The sequence below is a fragment of the Sphingobium lignivorans genome (genome assembly GCF_014203955.1).
GTDB classification, from domain to species: domain Bacteria; phylum Pseudomonadota; class Alphaproteobacteria; order Sphingomonadales; family Sphingomonadaceae; genus Sphingobium; species Sphingobium lignivorans.
Map to the genome: position 1 here is coordinate 2,288,840 of NZ_JACHKA010000001.1, position 25,896 is coordinate 2,314,735.

Genomic DNA, 25,896 nt, shown 5'->3' on the forward strand with positions numbered 1-25,896 from the left:
CCCTACCGGGCGCCCTCGGGCCACAGGATCACCCGCAAGGTCTGGAGAATGATGAGCAGATCGAGAAACGGCGAATAATTCTTCGCATAATAGAGATCATATTCGAGCTTGTGCCGCGCATCCTCGATCGACGCGCCATAGGGATAATTGATCTGGGCCCAGCCGGTAATTCCCGGCTTCACCATGTGGCGCTCCGCATAATAACGAAGCTGCTGCTCGAGATCGGACACGAATTGCTGCCGCTCGGGCCGTGGGCCCACGAAGCTCATGTCGCCTTTGAGTACATTCCAGGCCTGGGGCAGTTCGTCGATGCGCAACTTGCGCAGCAGCCGGCCGATGCGCGTGATGCGCGGATCATCCTTCTCCGCCCAGACCGCCTGCCCGGCAGACTCGGCATTCTGCCGCATGGTCCGCAGCTTGACGATGTAGAATTCCTGGCCATAGAGGCCGACCCGCAGCTGCTTGTAGAAAGCAGGCCCGCGACTGTCGATCATCACCGCCAGAGCGCCAAGCGCGATCAGCGGCGCGGTGAGCGCGAGCAGCACCGCGCTTGCCACCACGTCGAACAGACGCTTGGCGATGGCGGAAATGCGCTGGCCGGAAGAGAAGCCGTCCGAGAAGATCAGCCAGCTCGGATTCACCGTGTCGAGATCGATCCGGCCCGTTTCCCGCTCGAGGAAGGTCGAGAGATCGTTGACGTGCACGCCTGTCGTCTTGATGCGCAGCAGATCACTCATCGGGACAGAGTTGCGGCGCTCCTCCAGCGCGAGGATCACTTCGCTCGCCGCGAGCCGCACGACGAAGTCCGACATGTTGTAGATGGCGTTGCGATTGATCGCTTCCGGAATGACCTGCTCGCCGTCATTCATCGCGATATAGCCCACGACGATGAAGCCGGAGCCGGGGCGCTTTTCCAGTTGGCGGATACGGTCGGCACGCTTGCCCGCGCCAAGCACGACCAGCCGCCGCTTGAAGGCCTCGCTGCCGAGCAGCGACCCCAGGAGGATGCGCAGGACGAGCAGGAACAGGAAGGCCAGGATCATCGCGTAAAGCGAATTGGAGCGCCACAACGTATAATCCGGCATCATGAAGTGCATGACGGACAGGAAGATCACGCCGAGCGAAATGGCGACCAGCAGCCGCGCCGTTGCAAAGCGCAGCGAGGTCAGGGCTTCCGGTCCGTAGACCCCGACGGCGATCATCGCCGTCTGCAGCGCGATGGCGAAACTCAGCAGCGGCCCGAAGCGGGTCATGAGCGGCTCGATGTCCATGGCGATCTGGTGCGCGCGCAGCACCCAGCCGGTCTCGGCAGCCGCGACCAGCAGCACAAAGTCCAGCATGCCGAGCATCAGCACCGCATGCGGTATGTAGTGCTTGAACAACCTTATCATGCCGACACGTCATTCCCCGGGCGGTCGGGCCCCTTGCCCGTCGCGATACATGAGGGCGTCGAAACCCACGACACCGATTGAAGGCCTTAGACCGCAAATCGCAAAGATATGTTGAATGCAGGCGAGACCATGCCTTGCCCCTGCCCACGCGGCGCCGATTTACCGAATGCTAAGGACGCGCCTGTAGCGTCCGCGCGGAGCGAGCGGAGATCAGGCGCCAAGACATGTCCATGCGACTCTTCCAGATCGTCGCCGTCGCGATCCTCGTCGGCTCGCCGATGGTCGTCCATCTGGCGAGCGAAGCCATTCCGAGCGACCGGGGTAATGGCGCCGGCCAGGCGGAAAGTCCCCAGGAACCGGAGCGCCCCGCGTCCGCTCCGCGCCAGCCCTCCCCAGTCTCGATGCCGCCTGCCCCTCCGCCACGGGAAAGCGCGGCTCCGACCCCGCTGCTGGATGCAACACCCTCGCTCGACACGCAGGGTATCGCGCCCGTCGCGGCCGGGGATCCTGCGCGCAACCCCACCTCATCTCCGACAACAGCCGCCACAAGTGTCGCTGGACCATCGGCCATGCAGGCAGCGCCGGCCGACGACGCTCCGCCTTTTACGCCGCCAGCCGTCCCCAGAACCGCGCGATACTGAGCCCTCGGCGCCTCAGGCCTTCCCCAGCAGGTCCAGCGCGGCCACGGTCAGCGCCTTGCTGGCGGTGCCGATCACGGCTTCCGGATCGGGCGCCCAGAGCGGGCTGTGCAGACCGGGCAGGCTGATCTCGCCCTTCTCCGCCTGCGCGACCTTCGCGGGGTCCACTCCGCCCACCCAGAAGATGAAGCTCTCGATCGACTTGTCGGCGCGATGATACTGGCTGAAGTCCTCGCCGGCCATCACCGGCGGCACGGGCACCACCCGCTCGGCACCGAAATGCCCGCTCAGCAATTGGGAAAGGCGCGCGGTGATGTCAGGCGTATTGAAGGTCGAAGGCGTGTAGTTCTGCTCCACATGGACGATCGGCATGCGATCGTCAGGCACGCCGGCAGCCATCGCTTCGGCACGGGCAATCCGCTCGATCCCCTTGAGAAGCGCGGCCCGCGTCTCGTCCGCGTAGCTGCGCACGGTGATGAGCAGCTTCGCCTCGTCCGGAATGATATTGTGCTTCGCGCCGGCAATGAAGCTGCCCACGGTCACCACCGCCGGCTCCTGCGGATCGCGCTCGCGGCTCACCAGCGTCTGCAGGCTGGTGACGATACGGCTCGCGATGACGATCGGGTCCTTGGTCAGGTGAGGATAGGCCCCATGGCCGCCCGCGCCGCGGACGGTGATGTCGACGCTGTCCACATTCGCCAGCACCCAGTCCTTCGCATAGCCGATCGTGCCCGCGGGCAGTTCCGCCGAATCGTGGAAAGCGATCACATAATCCGGCTTGGGAAAGCGGGCGAACAGTCCGTCCTCCAGCATCGCCCTGGCGCCAAGGCCGATTTCCTCGGCGGGCTGCAGGATCATGACCAGCGTCCCGGACCAGCGGTCCTTCATGCCGGCAAGCGCCTGCGCGGCCCCCATCCAGGCGGACATGTGCGTATCGTGCCCGCAGGCATGCATCACAGGGCTCTCGATGCCGTCGCGCGTGGTCGCCACCACTTTCGAGGCATATGGCAGGCCGGTCTTCTCAGCGAGCGGCAGCGCATCCATGTCCGCGCGGATCAGGAGCGTCGGGCCTTCGCCATTCTTCATCACCGCGACAACGCCGGTCTGGCCCACTTTCTCGGTCACGGTGAAGCCAAGCGCCTTCACCCGCGCCGCCAACTTGGCTGCCGTCCGCACTTCCTGGAAGCTGAGTTCGGGATTGGCATGCAGGTCGCGATACAGCGCCAGAAGGTCCGGCATGGCCGCCTCGATCCTGGCATCGACCGGCGTCTCTGCGGCGAAAGCGGTCTGCGGTGTCTGCAAGGCGATGGCTCCCCCGATGAGGCAGGCAAACAAGGCTGCCCTGAACTGTTTCATATGCGGATTCTCCCTGATGAGGCGAGCATAAGGCCTTTTCACGTCAGCGAAAGAGGCAGCCTGGCCGTCAGGCCAGCGCATATCCCGCGACAACGAGAATCATCACGCCGATCACCTTCGACGAACCACTTACGGCCTCGCGCGATCCACGAGACGTCCCGGAAGGTCGGCAGCTACTCCTCCGAGTCGATCAACCATGCGCGTTGCTCCTTGATCTGGTCGGCGAGTTCGGGGCGGGCGCAATAGGCTTCTTCAAAGGCGCTCAACGGCGGAGGGACGGGTTCCTCGAACCTTTCCGCAGCTTCCTTGCTCAAGCAGCGGGAGACGGCTTCGCGCTCGCCGAGCATGTCGATCGGGGTCCGGGTGTCGGTCCGGCGGACAATGGGGTCGGCGAGCCGGGCGACCAAGTCGCTCCAAGCGTCACGATTTGCGGCGGCCTCTTCGTCAGTCCCACCAGCGGTTGGGGCGATCACGATGGCCGCGCGCATGGCTTCGGCGTCTTCAAAGCGGCCCAGTTCCCGCAAGGCATTGGCCGCCCGAAATCTCAAAGCGACAGACTCAAGCGCTGTGGCATCAACAGGTGCCGACTTGGCGGCTTCGACGAACTCCTCGTTGTAGCGTCGCGCTCTGGTGCCCAGAGGGTCGACATTCTTGGCCTCCCAACTTGCCATCAACAAGAGCCAGTACGGCTGCTCATCGCCCAAAAATCTGGCTGTCTGATAGGCAAGGTAATGGACCGTTTCGCCTGACGATCGCAGCGCCTTATATTCCGCGCTCATGACAAAGGGCGTCAGTTTTGCCACCTCCTGAGGCGTGAACTCGCGATACATGACCAACCCGTTGGATGGCACTGGGGTGGCAGAGTGGGAAACTGGCCGGAGCCCAAGGGCATGCCATCGGGCAATGCCCCCCATTGTGAAATGCTGACCAGCGCCATGTATTGGAACTTCTCCCCTCCCACGGGGCACCTCAGCTTTTTCGGGACATAGGTGCTTGCGCTGACTGGAGTAAGCGCGACAAACAAAGCGAAGAGGGCAAAAAATGCCCGCTTGCCTCCTCCTGCCGAAGTGACGACACGTGGGGGCTGATGGCATTCCCGAGGCATCCGCTTGTCACTCCCGCCAGAAGGATGCGCTACGCAATGCTGCGGAGGCGTCGCGCTCATCAGCCATGAAATTGAAGCGCCCGCAACAATTTCGCCTTGCGTATCGAGGGTGCCCAGCTCCGCGCGCGGTGGCAATCTTTTCTTGTTCCGCCCCGATCATAATTCCGCTGCTTGCGCGGAATCCGTCTCGGCTTTCTCCTGCTCGTCCGGCTGCTGCCCTTCCTCGCCCGCAAGCGGCCCCGGCAACCGGGCCAGCGCATCGACCTGATCGATCGCCTCGATCTCGCGTGAGCCGGTCTCGACGCTCAGTTCCTTGAAGCGCCGGCCCGTTACCAGCACGCGATTCTCGAAGCTGGAGACGAACTTGTTGTAATGGCCGACCGATCCGTTGAGGCTCCGCCCCAGCGATGCGAGATGCCCGGCAGCGACCGAGAGGCGCTCATACATTTCCTTGCCGAGGGCGCCGACCTGCTGGGCTTGCTCGGCCAGCTTCTCCTGCCGCCATACGCTGGCGACCGTGCGCGTGATGGCAATAAGATTGGTGGGTGTGGCGAGCAGCACGCGCCGCTCGAAAGCCCATTCCCAGAGGCCGGCATCCTGCTCCAGCGCGGCAGAGAGGAAATGCTCGCCGGGAATGAACATCACTACATAATCGGCGGCCTTGCCGAAGCGCGTCCAATAGTCCTTGGCGCCGAGTTGCTGGGCGTGCAGCCGCAGCGATCCGGCATGCGCGCGCAAATGCGCCAGCCGCGTCGTATCGTCGGGCGCGTCGCTCGCATCCTGATAGGCATTGAGCGAGCATTTCGCATCGATGATGAGTTCCCGCCCGCCGGGCAGGCGCACGATCACGTCGGGCCGCAGCCGCCCGTCCTCGGTGTCGACCGAGACTTCGCGCAGATAATCGACATGCTCGGAAAGGCCTGCCTGCTCCAGCAGATTGTAGAGCGACTGTTCGCCCCAGCGCCCGCGCGCCTTGGGACTGGAGCGCAGCGCATTCACCAGCCGCGCGGTTTCATCGCGCACCTGCCCCTGTCCCGCGCGCACCAGCTCCACCGCCTCGCGCAGCGCGGCGTAACTGTCCACGCGCTCCTTCTCGACCCGGCCAAGCCCTTCCTCATAGCGCTTGAGCGTGGTGTCGATGGGCTGGAGCAGGGCCTTGAGACTCGCTTCGCTTTTCTCATGCGCCTGATGGAAGCGCTGGTCCGCCCGCTCGATGAGCGCGCGCTGCGCTTCATTCAGCAGCTTGCCCGCCGTCTCGCTGAACTGGGCGGAAAGCTGCTCGCGCGCTTCCTGCAGCGCCTTGATCTGCGCCGCGAATGCCTCGGTCCGCGCGGCGTGATCGGCGCGCAGGGCGGCGAGCTCCCGCCGGGCCGTATCGAGTGCTTCGTCCGTCTGCTCGAGCCGCGCGCGCAGCGCCTCCGCCTGCGCCGCCCGTTCCGTCGCGACGGCAAGATCGCGCAGCGCGGCATTGCGCATGTCCTCAGCCGTCGAGAGGCGCCCGGCCAGCGCGGCGCGCTCCGCCTCCGTGCCCGCCGCCAGACGGCTCCGCAGCAGCCATCCCACGGCAAGGCCGATCAGCATGGCGGCAAGACCGGCGACAAGAGCGAATGGAGACACAGATCACCTGCTTCGGGAGGAACGAAAAGGGAACCTACCTTGTCGGTCACAACGAAGCAAGCGCCACGGGCCCGCCTCGCATGATGGATCAGCGCTTGCTCAAATGTTCTTTGTATGTTCTATTTCAACCATGTCCGCGATCAAGGGCCGTGGCGCCCCGTCCAACGCCGGTTCATCCCGCTTTGCCTTGCCCGCCCGGCAGGATGACGGCGACTGGCTTGATCGCCTGTGCAACGATGCAGAGGATGCCCCGCTGCCCCTGCGCACGACGGTGACGGAAGAGCAGGCCCGCACGATCATCACGCGCAACACTTCCCCCGATGTGGGATTCGATCAGTCGATCAACGCCTATCGGGGTTGCGAGCATGGGTGCATCTATTGCTTCGCGCGGCCGAGCCATGCCCGGCTCGATCTTTCGCCCGGCCTCGATTTCGAGAGCCGGCTGTTCGTGAAGCCGGACGCGGCCGCCTTGTTGCGCAAGGAACTGGGCCGTCGCGGCTATGAGGTGCGCCCCATCGCCATGGGCACGAATACGGACCCCTATCAGCCGATCGAGGGGCATTATCGCGTGACGCGCGCCTGCATCGAGGTGCTGGCGCAATGCCGTCATCCGCTGATGATCACCACCAAGTCGGACCGCGTGACGCGCGACCTGGACCTGCTCGCGCCCATGGCGGCGAACGGGCTCGTCGCGGTGGCTCTCTCGCTGACCAGTCTCGATGCGGCGCTTTCCCGAAAGCTGGAGCCCCGCGCGCCGCATCCGCGCAAGCGCCTCGCCGCGATCCGCGCCTTGAGCGAGGTTGGCGTGCCGGTGAATGCCTGCGTTTCCCCGATCATTCCGGCGATCAACGATGCGGAGATCGAGGCGCTGGTGGAAGCGGCCGTGACGGCGGGCGCGCGCTCGGTCTCCAATATCCCGGTGCGCCTTCCCTTCGAGGTGGCGCCGCTGTTCCGCGACTGGCTGAACGTCCATTTCCCGGACCGGGCCGGGAAAGTGATGCACCTCATCCAGTCGATCCGGGGCGGACGGGACAATGATCCGGACTTCGGCAGCCGGATGCGGGGTTCGGGCCCTTATGCCGATCTCATCCGCATGCGGTTCGACAAGGCGCGGCACCGCCATAGGCTCGCGGACGGGCGCATCACGCTGCGGCGCGACCTGTTCATTCCGCCGGGCGACCAGTTGCGGCTCTTCTGAGCTGACACGATGACCAGCCAACCACCCCTTACCGCAGGCAGGATCAGGCCACCACGCGCAATTGCGGACCGATCGGCGTCATGACGACCGCGCGCACGCCTGCGATCGCTTCGATGCGCTCGGCAAGTTCGCCATCGAGTTGGAAATCCTCGCCCACGCAGACGATCGCGTCGCCGCCTTCCGGCAGGGGCGTCGTGATCTCGACGCGCGAGCGCCCGCCACGCCGGCCGGAGAGCATGCCGGCCAGCGGCGCGATGGCTTCCACCGCGTCCACGCTCACCGTCATGCGCAGCTTGGCCACGCTGGCCACGCGCGCGAAAGGCGTGACATTGCGCACCGTGACACGTGGGGTTTCCTCACCGGGCTGGCGGTCCAGCTCGACACCGAGCAGCGCGCATTCATTCTCCTCATGCAGCCGCGCAAGCAGCTTGCAGCCTTCCTCGTCGAAACAGCTCGCCTGGAACTGGCCACTGCTATCGGAGAAGGTGGCAGCCACGTAGCGCCCGCCCCGGCGCGTGTCGCGCCAGCGGATTTCCTCCACGAGAGCCGCCATCGCGGCCTGGTTGCGTTCGCCCGATCCCAGGCCGGACGATTGCCCGCACAGCTCGGCATAAGTGCGCACGCCGCGCTCCTTGCTGATCTGGCGATAGCGGTCCACGGGATGGGCCGAGAAATAGAAGCCGAACGCTTCCTTCTCCTGGGCCATCCGCTCGCTTTGCGACCAGACGGCATCCGTTGGCAGCGGCACATCGGCATGGGCGGCATCGTCCCCGCCGAACAGGCCGCCTTGCCCACTCTCGCGCTGTTCGGCGGCTTTGGCGGCCACGGAGAGGATGGTCTCGGCGGCGGCATGGACGACCGCGCGGTCCAGCCCCAGCGAATCGAAAGCGCCCGCAGCCGCGAGGCTTTCGAGCTGGCGCCGATTGAGCAGGCGCGGCTCGATCCGTCCCGCCAGATCATCGAGATCGCGGAAGCGCCCGCCTTGCTCGCGCGCCTCGACCAGCGTTTCCATGGCCTTCTCGCCCACGCCCTTCAGGCCACCCAGCGCATAGCGCACCGCCATCTGGCCGGACCCGGCGGGATCGGGCTCCACGGTAAAGTCCGCGCCGCTCAGGTTGATGTCCGGTGCCAGGCAAGGGACGCCCATGCGGCGCATGTCGTCCACGAACACGCAGAGCTTGTCGGTCTGGTGGATGTCGAAGGCCATGGAGCCGGCGTAGAATTCGGCCGGGTGATGCGCCTTGAGCCAGGCCGTCTGGTAGGCGAGCAGCGCATAGGCGGCCGCATGGCTCTTGTTGAAGCCGTAACCGGCGAACTTGTCGATCAAGTCGAACAGCTCGTTGGCCTTCTTCTTGTCGATATTGTTGGTCTTGCACCCTTCGACGAAAGTGGCCCGCTGCGCGTCCATCTCCGCCTTGATCTTCTTGCCCATCGCGCGCCGCAGCAGGTCGGCGCCGCCGAGCGAATAGCCGGCGAGGATCTGCGCGGCCTGCATCACCTGCTCCTGATAGACGAAGATCCCGTAGGTCTCGTTCAGGATCGGCTCCAGCAGCGGATGGGGATATTCGATGTCCTCCTGCCCGTTCTTGCGGCGGCCGAAGAGCGGGATGTTGTCCATCGGGCCCGGACGGTAGAGCGAGACGAGCGCGACGATATCGCCGAAGTTCGTGGGGCGCACAGCTGCGAGCGTCTTGCGCATGCCTTCCGATTCCAGCTGGAACACGCCCACCGTGTCGCCGCGCTTGAGCAGGTCGTAGACTTTCTGGTCGTCCCAGCTCAGCGCGTTGAGATCGACATGGATGTCCCGCTTCGCCAGCAGCTGCACCGCGCGCTGGAGCACGGACAGTGTCTTGAGGCCGAGAAAGTCGAATTTCACAAGCCCGGCCGTCTCGACATATTTCATGTCGAACTGCGTGACCGGCATGTCGGACTTGGGATCGCGATAGAGCGGCACGAGCTGGGAAAGCGGCCGGTCGCCAATCACCACGCCGGCGGCATGGGTGGAGCTGTTGCGCGGCAGGCCCTCCAGCATCCGCGCCTGATCCACGAGCCGCTTGATCTGGCCGTCCGCCTTGTACTCCGCGACGAACTCGGCCGAGCCATTCATGGTGCGCTCGAGCGTCCAGGGATCGGTCGGGTGGTTGGGCACCAGCTTGGCCAGGCGGTCCACCTGGTTATAGCCCATCTGCAGCACGCGGCCGGTATCCTTGAGCGCCGCGCGGGCCTTCAGCGTACCGAAAGTGATGATCTGCGCGACATGATCGGCACCATATTTCTGCTGGACGTAGCGGATCACTTCGCCACGCCGCGTTTCGCAGAAGTCGATGTCGAAGTCCGGCATCGAGACGCGTTCGGGATTGAGGAAGCGCTCGAACAGCAGGCCGAGCTGGAGCGGATCGAGATCGGTGATGGTGAGCGCCCAGGCGACCACGGAGCCTGCGCCCGATCCGCGCCCCGGCCCCACCGGAATGTCCTGCGCCTTGGCCCATTTGATGAAGTCGGCAACGATCAGGAAGTAGCCGGGGAAGCCCATCTGGATGATGACGCCCAGCTCGAACTCGAGCCGCTCGAAATAAGGCCGGCGCGCCGCCTCGTCCGTGATGCCCAGCGCTGCAAGCCGCGCTTCCAGCCCTGCCGTGGCGTCCTGCCGCAGCTGCGCCTCCTCGCCGGCGCGGTCTCCTGCAAGGCTGGGAAGGATAGGCTTGCGCTTGGGCGCCATGACCGCGCAGCGTTGCGCCACGACCAGCGTATTGGCGATCGCTTCCGGCAGGTCATCAAACAGCGTGATCATCTGGTCTGCTGGCTTCATCCAGCTTTCCGGCGAGCTTTTGGGGCGCTCGTCGCTCTCGACATAGCTGCTGCTCGCGATGCACAGCAGCACGTCGTGCGCGCCATGGAAGCCGGCATCGGCATAGCAGGCGGGATTGGTGGCGACGATCGGCAGGCCCCGCGCATAAGCCAGGTCGAGCAGCGCGGGCTCTGCCTTTTCCATCACCGGATCGCCGGTGCGCGAAAGCTCGATGTAGAGCCTGTCGCCGAACAGTGCCTCCAGCCGGTCGAGCCAGGCCCGGGCCGCGTCGGGCTGGTCCTCCGCGATCAGCCGCGCCAGCGCACCCTCGCCCGAGGCGGTCAGACAGATCAGCCCTTCATGATGCCGTGCCAGAGCCTCGAAATCGACATGCGCATCCGCCTCGATCGGCCGGTCGACATGCGCCTGGCTCACCAGCGCGCAGAGATTGGCATAGCCCGTTTCGTCCTGCGCAAGCAGCACCAACCAGTCGAGCACGAGCGTGGCACCATCCGGCCGCCCCGGCCGCGCGATGGACAATGTGGCGCCGATGATGGGCTGAACGCCGGCTTTGGCCGCCGCGTCGGAGAAGGACATGGCGGCATAGAGCCCGTTGCGGTCCGTCAGCGCGACGGCGGGAAAGCCCTGCTCCTTCGCCCGCGCTGCGAGTTGCTTTGGCGCGATCGCCCCTTCAAGCAGCGTATAGGCCGATAGATTGCGAAGCGGGACATAAGGCGCATGGGGCATGGCAGGCCCTTTATGTGGCGTGCGGACCGGCGCTGACAACCCATGGCTTGCCGACGCAACGACTTGTCCACAGGCTTTTGCCTATTCATGCGCGCAAACTTGCCAGTTGTGGCGATTCATGGTCCAACTGAGCACTGATCATATCCGTTTTGGGGGAGACGATGTCATGACAGTGGAAACGCCCGCAGGGCCCGGCGGAGACATCGCCGCCCGCGCCAAGGCAATCATTCTCAAGCCCAGGGATGAATGGCCGGTCATCGCGCGCGAAACGACGCCCAGCGGTGAAGTCTTCACGCGTTATGCCGTGCCGCTGGCCGCCATCGGCCCCGTGGCGAGCTTTCTGGGTGGGCAGATTTTCGGCTATGGCGCGTTCGGTATCAGCTTTCGCCCTTCCATCATGGGGAGCCTGTCGATTGCCGTTGGCGGCTACATATTGTCGCTGGTCGGGATCTTCGTGCTGAGCTTCATCGCCAACAAGCTGGCAGCCAGTTTCGGCGGCGAAAGCAGTTCCCGCAATGCGTTCAAGCTTGTGGTCTACTCCATGACCGCAAGCTGGCTCGCCGGAATCTTCAGCCTCGTCCCGTCGCTTTCCCTGCTCGGCATCGTCGGTCTCTATTCCTTCTATCTCTTCTATGTCGGTGCCGCGCCGATGATGAAGGTGCCGGGCGAAAAAGCACTAACTTACACCATCGTCACCGTCATCTGCGCGATCCTGCTCTATTTCGTGACCGCAGCGATCGTCGGGGCGATCGGCGGCATGTTCGGCGCGTCCTCCTGGGATTCGCCGTCGGTTTCGGAGGGCGGCGGCAGCATTTCCATCCCCGGCGTCGGCACGTTCGATACGGACAAGATCGAGCAGGCGGGCCGGGACATGGAAAGCGCCATAGAGGGCAATGTGACGGCAGCAGCGCCCGCCGATCTCCAGTCCCTGCTGCCCGCCAGCATCGGTGCCTACCAGCGCGTCGCAGTCGAAAGCGCCCGCGCCGGCCCCGGCAGCACGGCCGAAGGCACATATGAGGCTGGAGACAGGCGGTTCACGCTCAAGATCGCGGACATCGCCATCGCGGGCGCATGGGCGGGCATGGCCAGCGCGTTCGGGGTGGAAGCCAACCGCGAAGATGCCGACGGCTATGAGCGCACCAGCACGGTCGACGGCAATCTGGTGATCGAAAAATGGGATCGCTCCGCCGGCGACGGCAAGTTCGCCACGATCGTGGGCAAGCGCTTCATCATCGAGGCGGAAGGCGATGCCGCCAGCATCGATGAGCTGAAGGCCGCCGTCGCCAGCATCGATCAGGGCAAGCTCGCCACGCTCGGCAAGAGCTGAACCCGCGATGCCACATGAGGCGGAACGCCTGCGCTTCACGTTCGAAGCGGAGGTGATTTCCTGGCGCGGCCCGGCGCCTTATGTCTTCATCGCAGTGCCCGTGCACGACGCGCAGGCGCTTCGCGAAGCCGGTCGCGCGGTCAGCTATGGCTGGGGCATGATCCCCGCCAGAGTGACGATCGCGGATGTGACGTTCGAGACGTCGCTCTTCCCGAGGGACGGCAGCTATTATCTGCCGCTCAGGGACAAGGTGCGGGCGCAACTCGACATCTCCGTGGGCGACCGCGTGTCGGTCACACTTATCATCCCGGCTGCGTCACCCCGGGCGGGTTAGACCAAGACCGTTTGGTTCTCAAAACGAGAGAACGGCAATGATTTAGCCCAAGGCCGGCGAGGGATCACCAAGCGAGCTCACTGCCATCATAATTCCAGAACCGCCCGGTCCTGGCGACATCGAGCGCATCGAGCACGGCCCGCAGGCCCCCGGCGCTGGTCGCCACGTCGATGTCCGCTCCCGCGCCGCCCATGTCGGTGCGCACCCAGCCGGGATGCAGGCAGGCCACCGCGATGCCCTCCGCCGAGAGATCGGCCGCAAGGCACTGAAAGACCTTGTTCACGGCCGTCTTCGAAGCGCGATAGGCGACATGGCCGGACTGCGGGGAGGCCATCGACCCCATCAGGCTGGAGACGACCGCGATCTTCCCGGCAGGCGCCTTGCGCAGATTGGGCAGCAGCGCCTGCGTCACGCGCAGCGGGCCAAGCACATTGACGTCAAGAACCTGCGCGAAGCCGTCGAAATCCATATCGGTCGCGCTTTGCCGGGCCGGGCCGGAAATGCCGGCATTATTGATGAGCAGATCGATCGCCCGCCCCTCCAATGCCGCCGCGAAGGTCTCGATGCCGGCCGGGTCGGTCACATGGAGCGCGAGCGTTTCACCGATGGGTTCTTCCGCCTTGTCAGTCCCACGCATGGCGCGGATCACGATATTGCCGGCCGCCGCATATTGGCGGGCAAGTTCCAGGCCGATGCCCCGATTGGCGCCGGTGATGACGATAGTGGCCATGCTCTCTCTCCTTGCGCTCGAACACATTCATGGTCGCCCGCTCCGGGGCACCGTCATACACCGGACCATACACCGGATGGTGGGACGCTGTCGCCTCAGTCCAGTCGTCCGTCGTGCAGCCGCACGATCCGGTCCATCCGCGCGGCGAGCCTTTCATTATGCGTGGCAATCAATGCCGCCGACCCCTGTTCGCGGACCAGCCGGATGAATTCGTCGACGACCACATCGGCGGTGCGCTCATCCAGATTACCGGTCGGCTCGTCCGCCAGCACCAGCGCGGGCCGGTTGGCGAGGGCGCGCGCCACGGCCACGCGCTGCTGCTCGCCACCGGAGAGCTGGCTCGGCTTGTGTTCGAGCCGCTGCGCAAGACCCAGATCAGTGAGCAGGCTTTCCGCCCGCGCCCGCGCCTCGTCCATCCCCCGGCCGAGAATGAGCTGGGGCAGGATGACATTCTCGATGGCGGTGAAATCCGGCAAGAGATGATGGAACTGGTAGACGAAGCCCAGCTTCTCACGCCGCAGGCGCGTGCGCCCTTCATTCCCTTCCTTCGCCACTTCCACGCCGCACAGGCGGATGGAGCCGCCATAGCCGCCCTCCAGCAGGCCGATTGCCTGCAACATGGTCGATTTTCCGGACCCGGAAGGGCCGAGCAGCGCGATGATTTCCCCCGCATCAACCGTGAGGTCGACACCGCGCAGCACGTCGATCCGGGCGCCGCCCTGGGTGAAGCTGCGCGAAAGCGCGGTGACGGAAAGGACTTCACTCATAGCGCAGCACCTGCACCGGATCGGTGTTGGCGGCCTTCAGCGCCGGATAAAGCGTCGCGAGGAAGGAGAAGCCGATGGACATGAAGCAGATGCCGACGATCTCCACCGGATCGGGCTTGGAAGGCAGCGTCGTCAGGAACCGGATCGAAGGATCCCAAAGCTGCTGGCCAGTGAGGAACTGCACGCCATCGAGGATTCCCTGCCGGAAATGCAGGATGATGAAGCCGAGCGCTGCGCCCGCCAGCGTGCCGGTGGCGCCGATCGCCAGCCCGACGGTCACGAAGATGCGCAAGAGCCCGCGCCATGTCGCGCCCATCGTGCGCAGGATGGCGATGTCCCGCGTCTTCGCCCGCGCCAGCATGATGAGAGAGGAGAGGATGTTGAACACGGCGACCAGAATGATGAGCGAAAGGATGACGAACGACACCACCCGGTCGACCTGAAGCGCCTCGAACAGGCTGGAGTTCATCTGTCGCCAGTCGATCACCAGCGCCTTGCCTTCCACCTGCTTTGCGAGCGGCGCGAGGATCTCTCCTACCCGATCAGGATCCACGGTCTGGACTTCCACCATGCCGACCTGATCGCCCATCAGCAGCAGGAGCTGGGCATCCTCCATCGGCATGATGATGAACGCCTTGTCATAATCATAGACGCCGATCTCGAAGATCGCGCCCACCTCATAGGGAAGCTGGCGCGGCACGGTGCCGAATGGCGTCGAGCGACCCGCCGGATTGATGATGCTGATGGTCTGGCCGACATTGACGCCGAGATTCTCGGCAAGGCGCGAGCCGATCGCCACCTTGCCGCTGCCCGCACGAACCGAATCGAGCGAGCCGGCGACCAGCTTGCTGCCGAGCGCGCTGTTCTCGCGGATATCGCTCTCCGTCATGCCGCGGATCAGGGCCGCTTCCACCCGGCCATTGAAGATCGCCAGCAGCGGCTGCTCGATGAGCGGGGTGGCGCTGGTGACGCCTGGTGTCTTGCGCGCCTGCTCGGCAATCGCCTGCCAGTTGTCCAGCCGACCGCCATAGCCTTGCACCACCGCATGGCCGTTCAGCCCCACGATCTTGTCGAACAGCTCCGCGCGAAACCCGTTCATCACGCTCATCACGACGATGAGCGCCGCAACGCCCAGCATCACGGCGACCAGGCTGATCGACGCAACGAGGAAGATGAACCCTTCCCCCCTGCCCGGCAGCAGGTATCGCCGGGCGATCATTCGTTCATAACGGGCAAGGATCATAATGCTGCGGGCAGCTCTGAAACGAGGGAATGCTCACCTCTATGGCTCGCCGGCCCGGGTGGCAAGCGTACTGAGCGTTCATTCCGGATTGCACGCACATGCTCATGTTCCCCCGGGCCCGCCTCCGCCGATGAGGCGAGCTCTTCCGCAGGGCTGCCATCGTGCAGGGCGCGGGCCCAATCCGAGATCCACATACAGCCGCCGACCGCCCTCATGCTGAGATGTGGTATCATCCAGATCGAGGACGCCCCTATCTGTTGCGGATTTGGCACAGATGCCGGTTCAATTTCCATGCGGCGCGACTTGCCCCGTGACAGGGCCGGACGGCTCGCTTAGCTTCCTCCTCGAAACACAGGCTCTTCATAGCAGGCCGTGGTTCAGGGATGTCGCTCTCCCGCCTACCCGCTTGAGGGGGCCGGCAAGGCGCGTTGAGACGACACCAAAGGGGGAGACGATTATTCGTCCACGGGCGCCCGGATCGGCAACGATCTGGGCGCTTAGTCTTTCAGCGATATCGTTTTCTGTCCTCCCGCGATTTACCGGCCGCCGGCCCGCCCTTGCCCGGAACGCTTTTCGGCGGCCCCTTTCCATAGGTCAGGCAAAGCATTCACGCCTCTTGAGCCGGCGTGTCCGAATCTGAAAACGGCCCTCTTGAAACCGCCTGGACCACGCATATCTCCCTCACGTCCGGTCGCCACTTCGGGATCGGACGGATGCCCCGGGCGCCCGCCGCGGGCCCGGCATCGCAGTTCAAACACGCTCCACAAGGAGGATTTGATGATGCGTGGATTTGATTTGACCCCCTATCGCCGAACCACTGTCGGCTTCGATCGCCTGTTCGATCTCATCGAGAACAATGCGCGGCTCCAGCAGGCCGACAATTATCCGCCCTACAATATCGAACGGCTGGACGAGGACCGCTATCGCGTGACACTCGCCGTCGCCGGCTTCAAGGCGGACGAGATCGACATCACGGCCCAGCAGAACCTGCTGCAGATCAGCGGCCGGAAGGCCGAGGTCGCCGAGGGCGATCACGCCAAGTTCCTGCATCTGGGCATCGCGAATCGCAACTTCGAGCGTCGCTTCGAGCTTGCTGACTTCGTGCGGGTCGACCGCGCCGATCTGTCCGACGGGCTGCTTACCGTGGAACTGGTCCGGGAAATCCCGGACGCCATGAAGCCCCGGAAAATCGCCATCAACGGCAAGGGTGAGGTCATTGACCTCAAGAGCGACAAGGACGCCGCCTGAGCCGTTTCGCCGTCTCTCTAAACCAGTCAGAGAGAAATGAAGGGCGTCCGGGGCAACCCGGGCGCCCATTTCATTTCATGAGGGGAACGCCATGCCCGGCTAGCCCCTCTTGATGCGGTAGTGATATCCGTAAAGGTCGCGCGTGAAACCCAGCCCCCGATAAAGCGCCAGCGCCGGCAGATTGTCCGCCATCACCTGCAGGGCCGCCGCCCGCGCGCCTTGCGCCCGCGCCCAACCGAACAAGGACAAAAGGCATTGCCGCGCAAATCCCTGCCGGCGCACCGCAGGATCGCTCACCACCGATTCCACGATCAGCAGATCGCCTTGCAGCGCGCCATAGGCCACCGCCTTTATATCGCCCGCCTGGCAGGCCATGGCGAACCCGCACGGCAGCAGGATCGCCGCGACCGTCTCCCGATAAGCGAGGCGGGCGGCATCATCATTGCCGCTCAACCGGTCACGCGCCGCGAGCCAACGCGCGTCGGGATGCGGGATGAGCGCCGTCTCCTTGCCTTCGTTGGGCTGCGTGGGCAGGTCGGCCATGTCGGCCCACAATGTTTGTGTATGCGCGTCCGCTGCATAGCCCCGTTCCGCCAGCAGTGCATCGACGGGCGGCGAGATGTCGGGCACCCGGAAAATCGGCGTGCGCCCCAGCGATTGATAGAACGCTTCCACGGCCTCGATCAGTGGCTTGCTCGCGGCCGCGTCGCGATGGAGCGGATTAGCGGAATTCAGCCGCCTCGTGGGTCCTCCCGAGGCGCGCAGAAGCCAGCCATCGAGAATGATCTGGCGCGACGATGGCCAGGCGTTGAGGCATGCCGCCTCCACGCGCCAGCACATCGCATCAGAGGCGGGATCGTGAATCGCCATCTTCGCTTCCCGGGCCCGGTGCCGTCACTGGAGAACAGCCTGCCCGCCAACTCCGGCGAGATCGGCCCTCCACGCGTCAGACCAGCCGGCTCTGCTTCAGCGCCGCGGCGATGAAGCTGGCGAAGAGCGGATGCGGATCGAAGGGCTTGGACTTGAGTTCGGGATGGAACTGCACGCCAATGAACCAGGAGTGATCCGGCCGCTCGACGATCTCGGGCAATTGCCCGTCGGGAGACATGCCGGAGAAGATGAGGCCACCTTTCTCCAGCGGCTCGCGATAGCGGGCATTGACTTCATAGCGATGCCGGTGCCGCTCGCTGATCTCCTCAGCCTCGTAGATGCTTGCCACCACGCTGTTGCCAGCCAGTTTGGCGGGATAGGCGCCCAGCCGCATCGTGCCGCCGAGATCGGTCTGCTCGGTGCGCTTCTGGAGACCTTCCTTGCTCATCCACTCGGTGATGAGGCCCACGACCGGTTCGTCGGTCGGGCCGAATTCGGTGGTGGAAGCGCCAGCGATACCCGCGGTATTCCGGGCGCTTTCGATGCAGGCCATCTGCATGCCGAGGCAGATGCCGAAAAAGGGTACGTTGCGCTCGCGGGCGAAACGCACGGATGCGATCTTCCCTTCCGATCCACGCACGCCGAAGCCGCCCGGCACCAGAATGCCGTGCATCGGCTCCAGTCTCGCGGCAATGTCGCTCTCTTCCTCCTCGAAGAGTTCGGCATCCAGCCACTGAATCCGGACCTTGACGCGATTCGCCAGTCCGCCATGGACCAGCGCCTCGTGCAGCGATTTGTACGCGTCCGGCAGGCCGACATATTTGCCGACGACGCCGATCGTCACTTCGCCTTCGGGGTTCTGCTGGCGATCCATGATGTCGATCCAGCGCGCCATGTCGGGCGCGGGCGCGCCCTCGATGTCGAAGGCGCGCAGCACGGCGGCATCCAGCCCTTCGGCATGATATTGCGCCGGGACGGCATAGATGCTGCTGGCATCCAGCGCGGGAATCACGGCGTCGGTCGGCACGTTGCAGAACAGGGCAATCTTGGCCCGCTCGCTATCCGGCAGCGGATGCTCGGTCCGGCACAGCAGGATATTCGGCTGAATGCCGAGCGATGTCAGCTCGCGGACGCTGTGTTGCGTGGGCTTGGTCTTCAGCTCACCGGCAGCCGCAATATAGGGCACCAGAGTCACGTGAACGAAGATGGAGCGCTTCGGCCCCAGCTCATTGTGGAGCTGACGGATCGCTTCCATGAACGGCAGGCTCTCGATGTCGCCCACCGTGCCGCCGATCTCGCAGAGCACGAAGTCGACATCGCCCGTCTCCGCAAGAGCGAAGGCCTTGATCTCGTCCGTGACGTGCGGGATCACCTGCACCGTCGCGCCGAGATAGTCGCCGCGACGCTCCTTCTGGATGATCGTCTGGTAGATCCGGCCCTGCGTCACATTGTCCGCCTGCCGGCTTACGACGCCGGTGAAACGCTCATAATGGCCGAGATCCAGATCGGTCTCCGCGCCATCGTCGGTCACATAGACTTCGCCATGCTGATAGGGCGACATCGTGCCCGGATCGACATTGAGATAGGGGTCAAACTTGCGCGTGCGGACCTTGAATCCGCGCGCCTGGAGCAGTGCCGCAAGCGAGGCAGCCATGAGGCCTTTGCCAAGCGAGGAGACCACGCCGCCGGTGATGAATATGAACCGCGCCATGGGAGATGAGGCTTATGCTGAACCCGAGCAGGAGGGCAAGCGGACGAATCCGCCTGCGGTGAAAAAATTATGCGGAAATGCGTTACTGAGCGAGCGGGACCGCCGGCTCTTCCGCCCGATTGCCGGCCGCTGCGGCGGCGCCGGAAAGCGCATCATTGCCGGCAGGCGCGCCACCGGCCGCATCGCCTGCGGGGGCCGTCTGGCCCACAAGCGACGTATCCAGCGTGGCAGCCCGGTGCTGCGTCGCCGCGATCACGGCGAGCACGATGCTGAGGCCGACGAACAGCCCCGCGAGAATGGTCGTCGCACGCGTCAGAAAGTCTGCGGCGCCGCGCGCGGACATGAGACCGGACGGGCTTCCGCCCATGCCCAGCCCGCCGCCTTCCGAACGCTGCATCAGGATGACCGTGACCAGCGCGAAAGCGATGATGGCCTGAACGACGAGGAGGAAGGTGAAAAGCATGAGTGGCGGAAACTTCCGTATGATCGCGTGTTGCGCCGCCCTTAGCGCCGAACGGCGACGGCTTCAACCTCGCCCGTATCGAACGCGCACCCGAATACCCCGCGCGCGTCCCGGACCGCCGCGCGAGACCGGGCAGAGCGCAGGCGTCGCAAACTGTGCCGTGATGAGACAATCATGCCCCCGCTGCGTCATTCTGGCGCAGCGATGCGGCAACCGGCACTTCAATTGTTTGGCCGCTGGTGACACTCTGTCCTCAAAGTCTCGTCAACCATTCGAAGGATCGCCATGACGCATAGCTTCGTCGCTCTCCGGCCCGCCCTCGCCGTGCTCGGTTGCGCCGCGCTTCTCGGCGGCTGCGCCACGAAAACCTATGTCAATGAGCAGATCGGCGCACTGGAGGCCCGGCAGAACGCTCGAATCGATGCCGTTGACCGCACTGCGCAGGAAGCGCTCGAACGCGCCAAGGCTGCCCGCCAGCTCGCGGAAGGCAAGTTCGTCTATTCCGTGGTGCTGAGCGACGACAAAGTGCATTTCCCGACAGGCAGCGCTGCCCTGTCGCGCGAGGCCGAGAAAGGCCTGGCCGAACTCGCGCAGAAGCTGATCGCCGAGAACCGCAACGTCTTCCTGGAAATCCAGGGCTATACGGACAATGTCGGCAGCGCGGCCAGCAATCTGCGGCTGGCGCAGGCCCGCGCCGACGCGGCGATGCTTTTCCTTCACAAGCAAGGCATCCGCGCCAACCGCATGTCCACCATCGCTTATGGCGAGGCCCAGCCCGTCGCTCCGAACACCACGCCGGAAGGCCGCGCGAAGAATCGCCGCATCGTCGTGATCGTGCTGGACTGAAAGAGCAGCCGCCCGCTCCCTGCCCTCTCAGCCATGGAAATAATCATAGACCGTCTGCGCGACGGCGGATGATACGCCCGGCGCGCGCTGGAGATCATCGAGGCTCGCATTGCGCACCGCGCGCGCCGTGCCGAAATGCATGAGCAGCGCTTTCTTGCGAGCCGGGGCCGATGCCGGGCACGTCATCAAGTGAACTCGCCGTAATCGCCTTGGCGCGTTTCTGCCGGTGCGCCCCGATGGCGAAGCGATGCGCCTCGTCGCGCAGCCGCTGGAGATAGAACAGCACGGGATGATTCACCGGCAGCGTGAACTCCCTTCCATCGGGCAGGTGGAACACCTCGCGCCCTTCCCGCCCGTGATGGGGGCCCTTCGCGACGCCCACCATGGGAACATCCTCCACGCCCATCTCCTCGAGGACCGCGCGCGCCGCGTTGAGCTGGCCCCGCCCGCCGTCGATCAGGACGAGGTCCGGCCATTCGCCCGTCTCGCGCTCGGGGTCTTCCTCCTGCGCACGCGCGAAGCGTCGCTCGAACACTTCGCGCATCATCGCGAAATCGTCGCCCGGCACGGTTTCGGGACGCCGGATGTTGAACTTGCGATAGGCATTCTTGCGGAAGCCCTCCGGCCCCGCGACGATCATCGCGCCGAGCGCGTTCGTGCCCTGGATATGGCTGTTGTCGTACACCTCGATGCGGTCGGGCGGCCCTTCGAGCCCGAACAGATCGGTCAGCTCGGCCAGAACCTTGCCTTGCGCGCTGCTTTCCGCCTGCCGCCGTTCGAGAGCCTCCTCGGCATTGCGCTGCGCCTGCCTGAGGAGCTTAGCCCGCTCGCCGCGCTGCGGCACCTCGATGCGGACCTTGCGGCCGATCCGCTGGCTCAGCGCCTCGGCGAGCAGAAGCGTCTCGGACGGTTCGCGATCGCACAGCACGAGCGGCGCGGGCGGCACATCCTCGTAGAATTGCGCCATGAACTGCATCAGCACTTCATCCTCGCTCACCTCCGCGGTGTGGACGGGGAAGAAGGCGCGATGCCCCCAATTCTGCCCGCCCCGGATGAAGAAGGCCTGGATGCAGATGCCGCCATTCCGGCTGGCCAAGGCGAAAAGGTCCGCATCGCCAAGTCCTTCGGCATGGATGGCCTGGCTGCCCTGAATGAAGGTCAGGGCCTTGAGCCGGTCCCGGTAGACGGCCGCCATCTCGAAATCGAGCGCCTCGGCGGCGGCATTCATCGCCTCGCCAAGCTTGGCCTGCACCTGTGTCGACTTGCCGCCCAGGAAATCCTGCGCGTCCGAAACGAGCTCCGCATAAGCGGATTCGCTGATCCGGCCAACGCAGGGCGCGGAGCATCGGCGAATCTGATAGAGAAGGCACGGGCGCGAGCGATTGTTGAAGAAGCTGTCCGTGCAGCTGCGCAGGAGAAACAGCTTCTGAAGGGCGTTCAGTGTCTTGCGGACCTGCCCCGCCCCGGCAAACGGCCCATAATAACGCCCCTTGATCTTCCGCGCGCCGCGGTGGAGCTGCACCCGCGGGAAATCATGATCCTCGCGCAACAGGATGAAAGGGAAGCTCTTGTCGTCGCGCAGGAGCACATTGTACGGCGGCCGGAAGCGCTTGATGAGCTGCGCTTCGAGCAGCAGCGCCTCGGCTTCGCTCTGCGTGGTGACGATCGTCATCGAGCGGGTCTGCGAGACCATCCGCTGGAGACGCTTCGAGAGGCGCTCGACCTGCGTATAGTTGGCGACGCGATTCCGAAGCGCGCGGGCTTTGCCGACATAGAGCACGTCGCCGCGTGCATCCTGCATCCGATAGACGCCCGGCCGCGCACCGAGCGTCTTCAGCGTCTCGCGGATCGCGGCAACGCCGGCTTCGACGTCCGGCAACTCACTGCCGCGGACCGCGTAAGTCGCCTTCTCCTCGTTGAAGCGATTGGGGGATGACGGACGATCACTCATGATGGCGATTTAGGCGTGCGCTGTTGCGGGGGCAATGCGCCGGGCGACCGAATGTCTCGCCAGCCGGCGTACACACGAAAAAGCCGGGCAGGTCGCCCTGCCCGGCCTTTCATGACGCATGATGCGCCGGATCAGTGCGCCAGCTTGCCGATCACCTCGTCCACCAGGCCCTTGTCGGCCTTGGCGTCATGGGCCTGCCGGATCAGCGTGGCAGCCGCGGCGGTCGCAGCGGTCGCGGCGCGGGCGCGCACATCGGCGATGGCCGCACGCTCGGCAGCGGCAATCTTGTCCTCAGCCATCTTCTGGCGACGGACGACGAGCGCTTCCGCCTCGGTCCTGGCGGCGCTGATCAGATCGGCCGCTTCCTGCTCGGCAGCGACGCGCATGGCATCCGCCTCCTGCGCGACCGTCGCGATCTTGCGCTCATACTCGGCCTTGAGCGCCTCGGCTTCCTTGCGGAGCCGGGCAGCCTCGTCGAGCTGGGCGCGGATCCCCGCGATCTTCTTGTCCAGCGCGCCACCGATCAGGACGGGCACTTTCTTCCAGACCAGAATGGCCAGGAAGACCAGCATGGAAAGGCTGACCCAGCCCGTCGCATCCATCCAGAGCGCGGACGATTCAACGCCATGCGCGGCCGGACCACCGAAGGCTTCGGTGGCGGAATGGACTTCTCCGTCCATGCCCTGCATCCGATCGGCATGATCGAGATTATACTGGACGGCAGCCGATCCGTTGTCGCTGGCGGCGGCCTCAGCCGCTGCCGTTGCGGGTGCTTCGTTCGCCATGTCAGATCACCGCCTTCACTGCCTGGAGCGCCATATCGGCGGGAACCTTCGCGCCGGCAACGCGCTGCACGATGTCGCTCGCAACTTCCGCCGCGACCGCCTCGATCTCGCCCAGCGCCTTCACGCGCCCGGCCTCGATCTCACGTTCCGCAGCGGCGAGTTTCTCCCCGGCCGCCGCATCGGCCTTGGCCAGTGCGATTTCCCGGTTCCGGGCAGCTTCGGCCTTGGCCTGCACGATGCGGGCCTGGGCCGCGGCGCGCGCCTCATTCTCCCTGGCGCGCCAGTCGGCTTCCAGGGCATCGGCCGCCGCCGAGCCGGCGCGAGCCGCCTCGAGATCATCGGCAATCTTCTTGTCGCGGGCATCCACCGTGGACTGCACCTTCGGCACCATACCGAGGCCGATCACGAAGAACACGAACCCGAAGGTCAGCAGAAGCCAGAAGATCTGCGACGAGTAGGTTGCGGCAAGCTGGGCTATCTGAGGCATATCACCTGTCCGTCTGCGCGGTCCGACGGCGCCCCGCAAGGGCAACCGCCGAATCCGCCATCATTGTCCGATCGTCTTGCGAGCGATCAGGCAACGAAGATCAGGATCATCGCGACGACGAACGCCAGCAGGCCGAGAAGCTCTGCGGCGGCGAAGCCGATGAACAGGCGGCCCTGCTGGCCGTCCGCGGCACCCGGATTGCGCAGCGCGCTCTCGAGGAACGAACCGAACACGTTGCCCACGCCCAGCGCGGCCACGCCGGCACCGATAGCAGCCAGACCGGCACCGATCAGCTTTGCGGCTTCTGCGTCCATGTTACTTAACTCCTTTTCAAAAAATCGCTTTGGTCGTTGGTTGAAAAATCAGTGCAGATGCTCGGCGTCGTGAATGTACAGCGACGTGAGCAGTGCGAACACATAAGCCTGAATGCCGGCCACGAGGATTTCCAGCGCCGAAACGCCGATCATCAGCGCGAAGCTGGGCACGCCGACCACGCCGCCCCAGATCGGGCTGGCATTGGAAGCGTTGATGACGAAACCGGCGAGCACCTTGAGCAGGATGTGCCCGGCGATCATGGCGACGAAGAGTCGCAGGCCGAGGCTGAACGGCCGGAACAGGAAGGACACCAGCTCGATCGGGAAGATCACCAGCACCATGGGCAGCGGCGTGCCGTGCGGGATGAACAGCGAGAAGAACTTGATGCCATGCTTCCAGAACCCCACGATCAGCACGATCGAGAAGCTCATGATCGCCAGAACGCCGGTGACGGTGAAATGGCTGGTGAAGGTGAAGGGATGCAGGCCGATCAGGCCGAGCGGCAGCAGGCCAAGCAGGTTCGCGAACAGGATGAACATGAACAGCGAGAAGATATAAGGCACATATTTGCGCCCGCCCTTGCCGATATTCTCGTCGGTCAGCTTGGCGATGAAGCCGGTCATCGATTCCACGGCGGCCTGCCAGCGGCCGGGCACCAGCTCCCGCTTCATGCCGAGCAGCATAAAGCCCCATAGAACGGCGACCGTGATCACCATCCACAGCGCGCTGTTGGTGAACGCAATGTTGTAGCCACCGATGTTCCAATGATCGGTGCCGAACATCGGCTCGATCGCGAATTGGTGCATGGGGTCGATCTTACCGGGTTCTGCCACAGTCTGCTTCCCAATAAACGCCTGCGATATGACGAAAGCGCCCTATTTTTCAGGACGCTTCGTCGAAATCCTAATGATGTTCCTGAAGGCCACGATTATCCCCAGAAAGAGGAAGGCCAGCAGGAGCCAGGGCGACGTGCCGATGAACCGGTCCAGGACCCATCCGATCAGCGCACCACCGGCAAGACCGCCGATCAGTTCCGCAAGCACCCGGTTGCCGAGACGATAATTCGCGTCGGCATGCCCGGTCCGGCCTGCACCGGTCCTGACCTTCTCGACCGCCTCAGCACGATCCAGCCGCTCAGAGAGCGACTTGATGCGACTATCCTCGGCAATCGGGTCCTGCTCGGGTTCGGTCTCGCTCATCATGCCCACTCCCGTTTGCGCCGCCGGGGCCACAAACCGTCGCTGCATGACTTGCCTGGGCCGCCCCCGTCAAAGCGGGGCCCGTGTAGAAAGCGAAGCCCCGCAAGTCAACACTAGCGGTGGGAATGGCTAAATGCGGCGGAAAAGCTGGCAATCCCCCGCAAAAGAACAGCGAATCGAGCGGGATTATTTGCCGGCTGCGGCGCAATAATCCGGCAGGGCGATCGGACCGGCGCCCTTGGTCTGCCAGTCTCCGTTGCCGATCCGGTAGATCTGCCCCTGGGCGACCCGGCCAGCGAGCGTCTGGCAACCGGTGACGGCCGCCATGTCAGCGACGGTGACGCCGCGCTTGGCGGCCAGCTCGGTATAGGCCGCCCGGCGCTTGATGTTCAGGGCGTCGACGGCCGCGCGCACCTCGGCGCTCACGGAGCCCTTGGTGCCGAGATAGCCATCGGCCTGCTCGCCCACGGTTCCTGCGGCCTTCGCGGCGCTCACGACGCTGTCCTGCGCCATTGCGGGCGCGCTCAGGGCCATCAGCCCGGCGAGCATTCCGCTCAGGAGATTCGACCTGCTGAAGATGCGTGTCATTTGGGGAAAAGCTCCGGATTGTTCTCGATGAGGTCTCTGGCGTCCTGCTGGAGACGCACGACGACTTCCTGCTGGATCTTCACGTTGAGATTGATCTCGATGGGCTTCTCGGGCGCCCGCACCTGGATGCAGGCGCACAGGCCGCCGGTCAGCAGCAGCATCAGTCCCGTTCGCCCCATCAACTCCAACCAT

At 64.8% G+C, this 25,896-nt stretch carries 24 protein-coding genes and 1 pseudogene; 6 read left to right on the forward strand and 19 right to left on the reverse strand.

What is annotated here, in order from left to right; genetic code table 11:
* Nucleotides 1-2: 2 nt before the first annotated feature.
* Nucleotides 3-1,391 carry a TIGR03013 family XrtA/PEP-CTERM system glycosyltransferase gene (locus HNP60_RS10590; protein WP_184153434.1) on the reverse strand — a complete coding sequence of 463 codons (1,389 nt, stop codon included), beginning with the start codon at nucleotides 1,389-1,391 and terminating at the stop codon, nucleotides 3-5.
* A gap of 224 nt (nucleotides 1,392-1,615) precedes the next feature.
* On the opposite strand from HNP60_RS10590, the gene HNP60_RS10595 reads away from it, so the two are divergent.
* Nucleotides 1,616-2,032, forward strand: coding sequence for a hypothetical protein (locus tag HNP60_RS10595; protein ID WP_184153437.1), 417 nt, complete (start codon nucleotides 1,616-1,618; stop codon nucleotides 2,030-2,032).
* 12 nt (nucleotides 2,033-2,044) lie between these two features.
* Here the strand turns inward: HNP60_RS10595 and HNP60_RS10600 are convergent, their stop codons facing one another.
* The 3 genes from HNP60_RS10600 to HNP60_RS10610 all read right to left on the reverse strand — a co-directional run bounded on the left by HNP60_RS10600 (nucleotide 2,045) and on the right by HNP60_RS10610 (nucleotide 6,107).
* Nucleotides 2,045-3,385, reverse strand: a complete 1,341-nt coding sequence (locus HNP60_RS10600; RefSeq protein WP_184153439.1) for an amidohydrolase — start codon at nucleotides 3,383-3,385, stop codon at nucleotides 2,045-2,047.
* A 173-nt stretch (nucleotides 3,386-3,558) separates the two neighbouring features.
* On the reverse strand, nucleotides 3,559-4,215 hold the full coding sequence (locus tag HNP60_RS10605; protein WP_184153442.1) for a hypothetical protein: 657 nt from the start codon (nucleotides 4,213-4,215) through the stop codon (nucleotides 3,559-3,561).
* Nucleotides 4,216-4,646: 431 nt separating this feature from the next.
* Nucleotides 4,647-6,107, reverse strand: coding sequence for a DNA recombination protein RmuC (locus HNP60_RS10610; RefSeq protein ID WP_184153445.1), 1,461 nt, complete (start codon nucleotides 6,105-6,107; stop codon nucleotides 4,647-4,649).
* 130 nt (nucleotides 6,108-6,237) lie between these two features.
* Between HNP60_RS10610 and HNP60_RS10615 the strand changes: the two genes are divergently transcribed.
* Nucleotides 6,238-7,305 carry a PA0069 family radical SAM protein gene (locus HNP60_RS10615; RefSeq protein WP_184153448.1) on the forward strand — a complete coding sequence of 356 codons (1,068 nt, stop codon included), beginning with the start codon at nucleotides 6,238-6,240 and terminating at the stop codon, nucleotides 7,303-7,305.
* Between the two features lie 43 nt (nucleotides 7,306-7,348).
* Here HNP60_RS10615 and dnaE read toward each other — a convergent pair whose 3' ends face one another.
* Entirely contained in the window at nucleotides 7,349-10,840 is a 3,492-nt protein-coding gene (dnaE, locus tag HNP60_RS10620; protein WP_184153451.1) for a DNA polymerase III subunit alpha, read from the reverse strand.
* 166 nt (nucleotides 10,841-11,006) lie between these two features.
* Here dnaE and HNP60_RS10625 point away from each other — a divergent pair, with 166 nt between their 5' ends.
* Both HNP60_RS10625 and HNP60_RS10630 read left to right on the forward strand, forming a co-directional pair.
* On the forward strand, nucleotides 11,007-12,167 hold the full coding sequence (locus HNP60_RS10625) for a Yip1 family protein (protein ID WP_184153454.1): 1,161 nt from the start codon (nucleotides 11,007-11,009) through the stop codon (nucleotides 12,165-12,167).
* A 7-nt stretch (nucleotides 12,168-12,174) separates the two neighbouring features.
* Nucleotides 12,175-12,501: a DUF1905 domain-containing protein gene (locus HNP60_RS10630; protein ID WP_184153457.1), complete on the forward strand. Its 327-nt coding sequence runs from the start codon at nucleotides 12,175-12,177 to the stop codon at nucleotides 12,499-12,501.
* Between the two features lie 64 nt (nucleotides 12,502-12,565).
* Here the strand turns inward: HNP60_RS10630 and HNP60_RS10635 are convergent, their stop codons facing one another.
* The 3 genes from HNP60_RS10635 to HNP60_RS10645 all read right to left on the reverse strand — a co-directional run bounded on the left by HNP60_RS10635 (nucleotide 12,566) and on the right by HNP60_RS10645 (nucleotide 15,241).
* A complete protein-coding gene (locus HNP60_RS10635) occupies nucleotides 12,566-13,231 on the reverse strand; it encodes an SDR family oxidoreductase (RefSeq protein ID WP_184153460.1) in 666 nt (221 codons plus the stop codon).
* A 95-nt stretch (nucleotides 13,232-13,326) separates the two neighbouring features.
* Nucleotides 13,327-13,998, reverse strand: a complete 672-nt coding sequence (locus HNP60_RS10640; protein WP_184048178.1) for an ABC transporter ATP-binding protein — start codon at nucleotides 13,996-13,998, stop codon at nucleotides 13,327-13,329.
* The gene (locus HNP60_RS10645; protein ID WP_184048175.1) at nucleotides 13,991-15,241 is read right to left on the reverse strand and encodes a lipoprotein-releasing ABC transporter permease subunit; all 1,251 of its coding nucleotides are present in this window, start codon (nucleotides 15,239-15,241) and stop codon (nucleotides 13,991-13,993) included. Before HNP60_RS10645 ends, HNP60_RS10640 begins: the two co-directional genes overlap by 8 nt.
* Nucleotides 15,242-16,021: 780 nt before the next feature.
* On the opposite strand from HNP60_RS10645, the gene HNP60_RS10650 reads away from it, so the two are divergent.
* Nucleotides 16,022-16,489, forward strand: coding sequence for an Hsp20 family protein (locus HNP60_RS10650; protein WP_184157007.1), 468 nt, complete (start codon nucleotides 16,022-16,024; stop codon nucleotides 16,487-16,489).
* 99 nt (nucleotides 16,490-16,588) lie between these two features.
* Here HNP60_RS10650 and HNP60_RS10655 read toward each other — a convergent pair whose 3' ends face one another.
* The 3 genes from HNP60_RS10655 to secG form a co-directional block, all read right to left on the reverse strand.
* Nucleotides 16,589-17,359 (reverse strand): GNAT family N-acetyltransferase, encoded by a 771-nt coding sequence (locus tag HNP60_RS10655; protein WP_184153463.1) that lies wholly within the window; start codon nucleotides 17,357-17,359, stop codon nucleotides 16,589-16,591.
* A gap of 76 nt (nucleotides 17,360-17,435) precedes the next feature.
* Complete coding sequence (locus HNP60_RS10660; RefSeq protein WP_184153466.1) at nucleotides 17,436-19,070, reverse strand: CTP synthase; 1,635 nt, start codon at nucleotides 19,068-19,070, stop codon at nucleotides 17,436-17,438.
* An 82-nt stretch (nucleotides 19,071-19,152) separates the two neighbouring features.
* A complete protein-coding gene (secG, locus tag HNP60_RS10665; protein WP_184153469.1) occupies nucleotides 19,153-19,533 on the reverse strand; it encodes a preprotein translocase subunit SecG in 381 nt (126 codons plus the stop codon).
* 285 nt (nucleotides 19,534-19,818) lie between these two features.
* Here secG and HNP60_RS10670 point away from each other — a divergent pair, with 285 nt between their 5' ends.
* Complete coding sequence (locus tag HNP60_RS10670; RefSeq protein ID WP_184153472.1) at nucleotides 19,819-20,379, forward strand: OmpA family protein; 561 nt, start codon at nucleotides 19,819-19,821, stop codon at nucleotides 20,377-20,379.
* Between the two features lie 27 nt (nucleotides 20,380-20,406).
* Here HNP60_RS10670 and uvrC read toward each other — a convergent pair.
* The 8 genes and pseudogenes from uvrC to HNP60_RS10710 all read right to left on the reverse strand — a co-directional run bounded on the left by uvrC (nucleotide 20,407) and on the right by HNP60_RS10710 (nucleotide 25,883).
* A pseudogene (uvrC, locus tag HNP60_RS10675) lies at nucleotides 20,407-22,330 on the reverse strand (excinuclease ABC subunit UvrC).
* Between the two features lie 131 nt (nucleotides 22,331-22,461).
* A complete protein-coding gene (locus HNP60_RS10680; protein ID WP_184153475.1) occupies nucleotides 22,462-23,115 on the reverse strand; it encodes a F0F1 ATP synthase subunit B family protein in 654 nt (217 codons plus the stop codon).
* 1 nt (nucleotide 23,116) lies between these two features.
* Nucleotides 23,117-23,602 (reverse strand): F0F1 ATP synthase subunit B family protein, encoded by a 486-nt coding sequence (locus HNP60_RS10685; RefSeq protein ID WP_184153478.1) that lies wholly within the window; start codon nucleotides 23,600-23,602, stop codon nucleotides 23,117-23,119.
* An 86-nt stretch (nucleotides 23,603-23,688) separates the two neighbouring features.
* Complete coding sequence (locus tag HNP60_RS10690; RefSeq protein WP_014076610.1) at nucleotides 23,689-23,916, reverse strand: F0F1 ATP synthase subunit C; 228 nt, start codon at nucleotides 23,914-23,916, stop codon at nucleotides 23,689-23,691.
* Between the two features lie 48 nt (nucleotides 23,917-23,964).
* Nucleotides 23,965-24,723 (reverse strand): F0F1 ATP synthase subunit A, encoded by a 759-nt coding sequence (locus HNP60_RS10695; RefSeq protein WP_184157009.1) that lies wholly within the window; start codon nucleotides 24,721-24,723, stop codon nucleotides 23,965-23,967.
* 69 nt (nucleotides 24,724-24,792) lie between these two features.
* Nucleotides 24,793-25,116: an AtpZ/AtpI family protein gene (locus HNP60_RS10700; protein ID WP_041393167.1), complete on the reverse strand. Its 324-nt coding sequence runs from the start codon at nucleotides 25,114-25,116 to the stop codon at nucleotides 24,793-24,795.
* Nucleotides 25,117-25,302: 186 nt separating this feature from the next.
* Entirely contained in the window at nucleotides 25,303-25,704 is a 402-nt protein-coding gene (locus tag HNP60_RS10705) for a YdbL family probable chaperone protein (protein ID WP_184048153.1), read from the reverse strand.
* A complete protein-coding gene (locus tag HNP60_RS10710; RefSeq protein ID WP_184053434.1) occupies nucleotides 25,701-25,883 on the reverse strand; it encodes a YnbE family lipoprotein in 183 nt (60 codons plus the stop codon). Before HNP60_RS10710 ends, HNP60_RS10705 begins: the two co-directional genes overlap by 4 nt.
* Between the last annotated feature and the right edge of the window lie 13 nt (nucleotides 25,884-25,896).

Coding starts and splice junctions, on each gene's coding strand:
- HNP60_RS10640 (WP_184048178.1), bottom strand. CDS start 13,998: ATGAGTGAAGTCCTTTCCGTCACCGCGCTTTCGCGCAGCTTCACCCAG.
- HNP60_RS10595 (WP_184153437.1), top strand. CDS start 1,616: ATGTCCATGCGACTCTTCCAGATCGTCGCCGTCGCGATCCTCGTCGGC.
- HNP60_RS10590 (WP_184153434.1), bottom strand. CDS start 1,391: ATGATAAGGTTGTTCAAGCACTACATACCGCATGCGGTGCTGATGCTC.
- HNP60_RS10680 (WP_184153475.1), bottom strand. CDS start 23,115: ATGGCGAACGAAGCACCCGCAACGGCAGCGGCTGAGGCCGCCGCCAGC.
- HNP60_RS10655 (WP_184153463.1), bottom strand. CDS start 17,359: ATGGCGATTCACGATCCCGCCTCTGATGCGATGTGCTGGCGCGTGGAG.
- HNP60_RS10695 (WP_184157009.1), bottom strand. CDS start 24,723: ATGCACCAATTCGCGATCGAGCCGATGTTCGGCACCGATCATTGGAAC.
- HNP60_RS10670 (WP_184153472.1), top strand. CDS start 19,819: ATGACGCATAGCTTCGTCGCTCTCCGGCCCGCCCTCGCCGTGCTCGGT.
- HNP60_RS10645 (WP_184048175.1), bottom strand. CDS start 15,241: ATGATCCTTGCCCGTTATGAACGAATGATCGCCCGGCGATACCTGCTG.
- HNP60_RS10705 (WP_184048153.1), bottom strand. CDS start 25,704: ATGACACGCATCTTCAGCAGGTCGAATCTCCTGAGCGGAATGCTCGCC.
- secG (WP_184153469.1), bottom strand. CDS start 19,533: ATGCTTTTCACCTTCCTCCTCGTCGTTCAGGCCATCATCGCTTTCGCG.
- HNP60_RS10605 (WP_184153442.1), bottom strand. CDS start 4,215: ATGTATCGCGAGTTCACGCCTCAGGAGGTGGCAAAACTGACGCCCTTT.
- HNP60_RS10685 (WP_184153478.1), bottom strand. CDS start 23,602: ATGCCTCAGATAGCCCAGCTTGCCGCAACCTACTCGTCGCAGATCTTC.
- HNP60_RS10630 (WP_184153457.1), top strand. CDS start 12,175: ATGCCACATGAGGCGGAACGCCTGCGCTTCACGTTCGAAGCGGAGGTG.
- HNP60_RS10635 (WP_184153460.1), bottom strand. CDS start 13,231: ATGGCCACTATCGTCATCACCGGCGCCAATCGGGGCATCGGCCTGGAA.
- dnaE (WP_184153451.1), bottom strand. CDS start 10,840: ATGCCCCATGCGCCTTATGTCCCGCTTCGCAATCTATCGGCCTATACG.
- HNP60_RS10690 (WP_014076610.1), bottom strand. CDS start 23,916: ATGGACGCAGAAGCCGCAAAGCTGATCGGTGCCGGTCTGGCTGCTATC.
- HNP60_RS10710 (WP_184053434.1), bottom strand. CDS start 25,883: ATGGGGCGAACGGGACTGATGCTGCTGCTGACCGGCGGCCTGTGCGCC.
- HNP60_RS10600 (WP_184153439.1), bottom strand. CDS start 3,385: ATGAAACAGTTCAGGGCAGCCTTGTTTGCCTGCCTCATCGGGGGAGCC.
- HNP60_RS10700 (WP_041393167.1), bottom strand. CDS start 25,116: ATGAGCGAGACCGAACCCGAGCAGGACCCGATTGCCGAGGATAGTCGC.
- HNP60_RS10650 (WP_184157007.1), top strand. CDS start 16,022: ATGCGTGGATTTGATTTGACCCCCTATCGCCGAACCACTGTCGGCTTC.
- HNP60_RS10660 (WP_184153466.1), bottom strand. CDS start 19,070: ATGGCGCGGTTCATATTCATCACCGGCGGCGTGGTCTCCTCGCTTGGC.
- HNP60_RS10615 (WP_184153448.1), top strand. CDS start 6,238: ATGTCCGCGATCAAGGGCCGTGGCGCCCCGTCCAACGCCGGTTCATCC.
- HNP60_RS10625 (WP_184153454.1), top strand. CDS start 11,007: ATGACAGTGGAAACGCCCGCAGGGCCCGGCGGAGACATCGCCGCCCGC.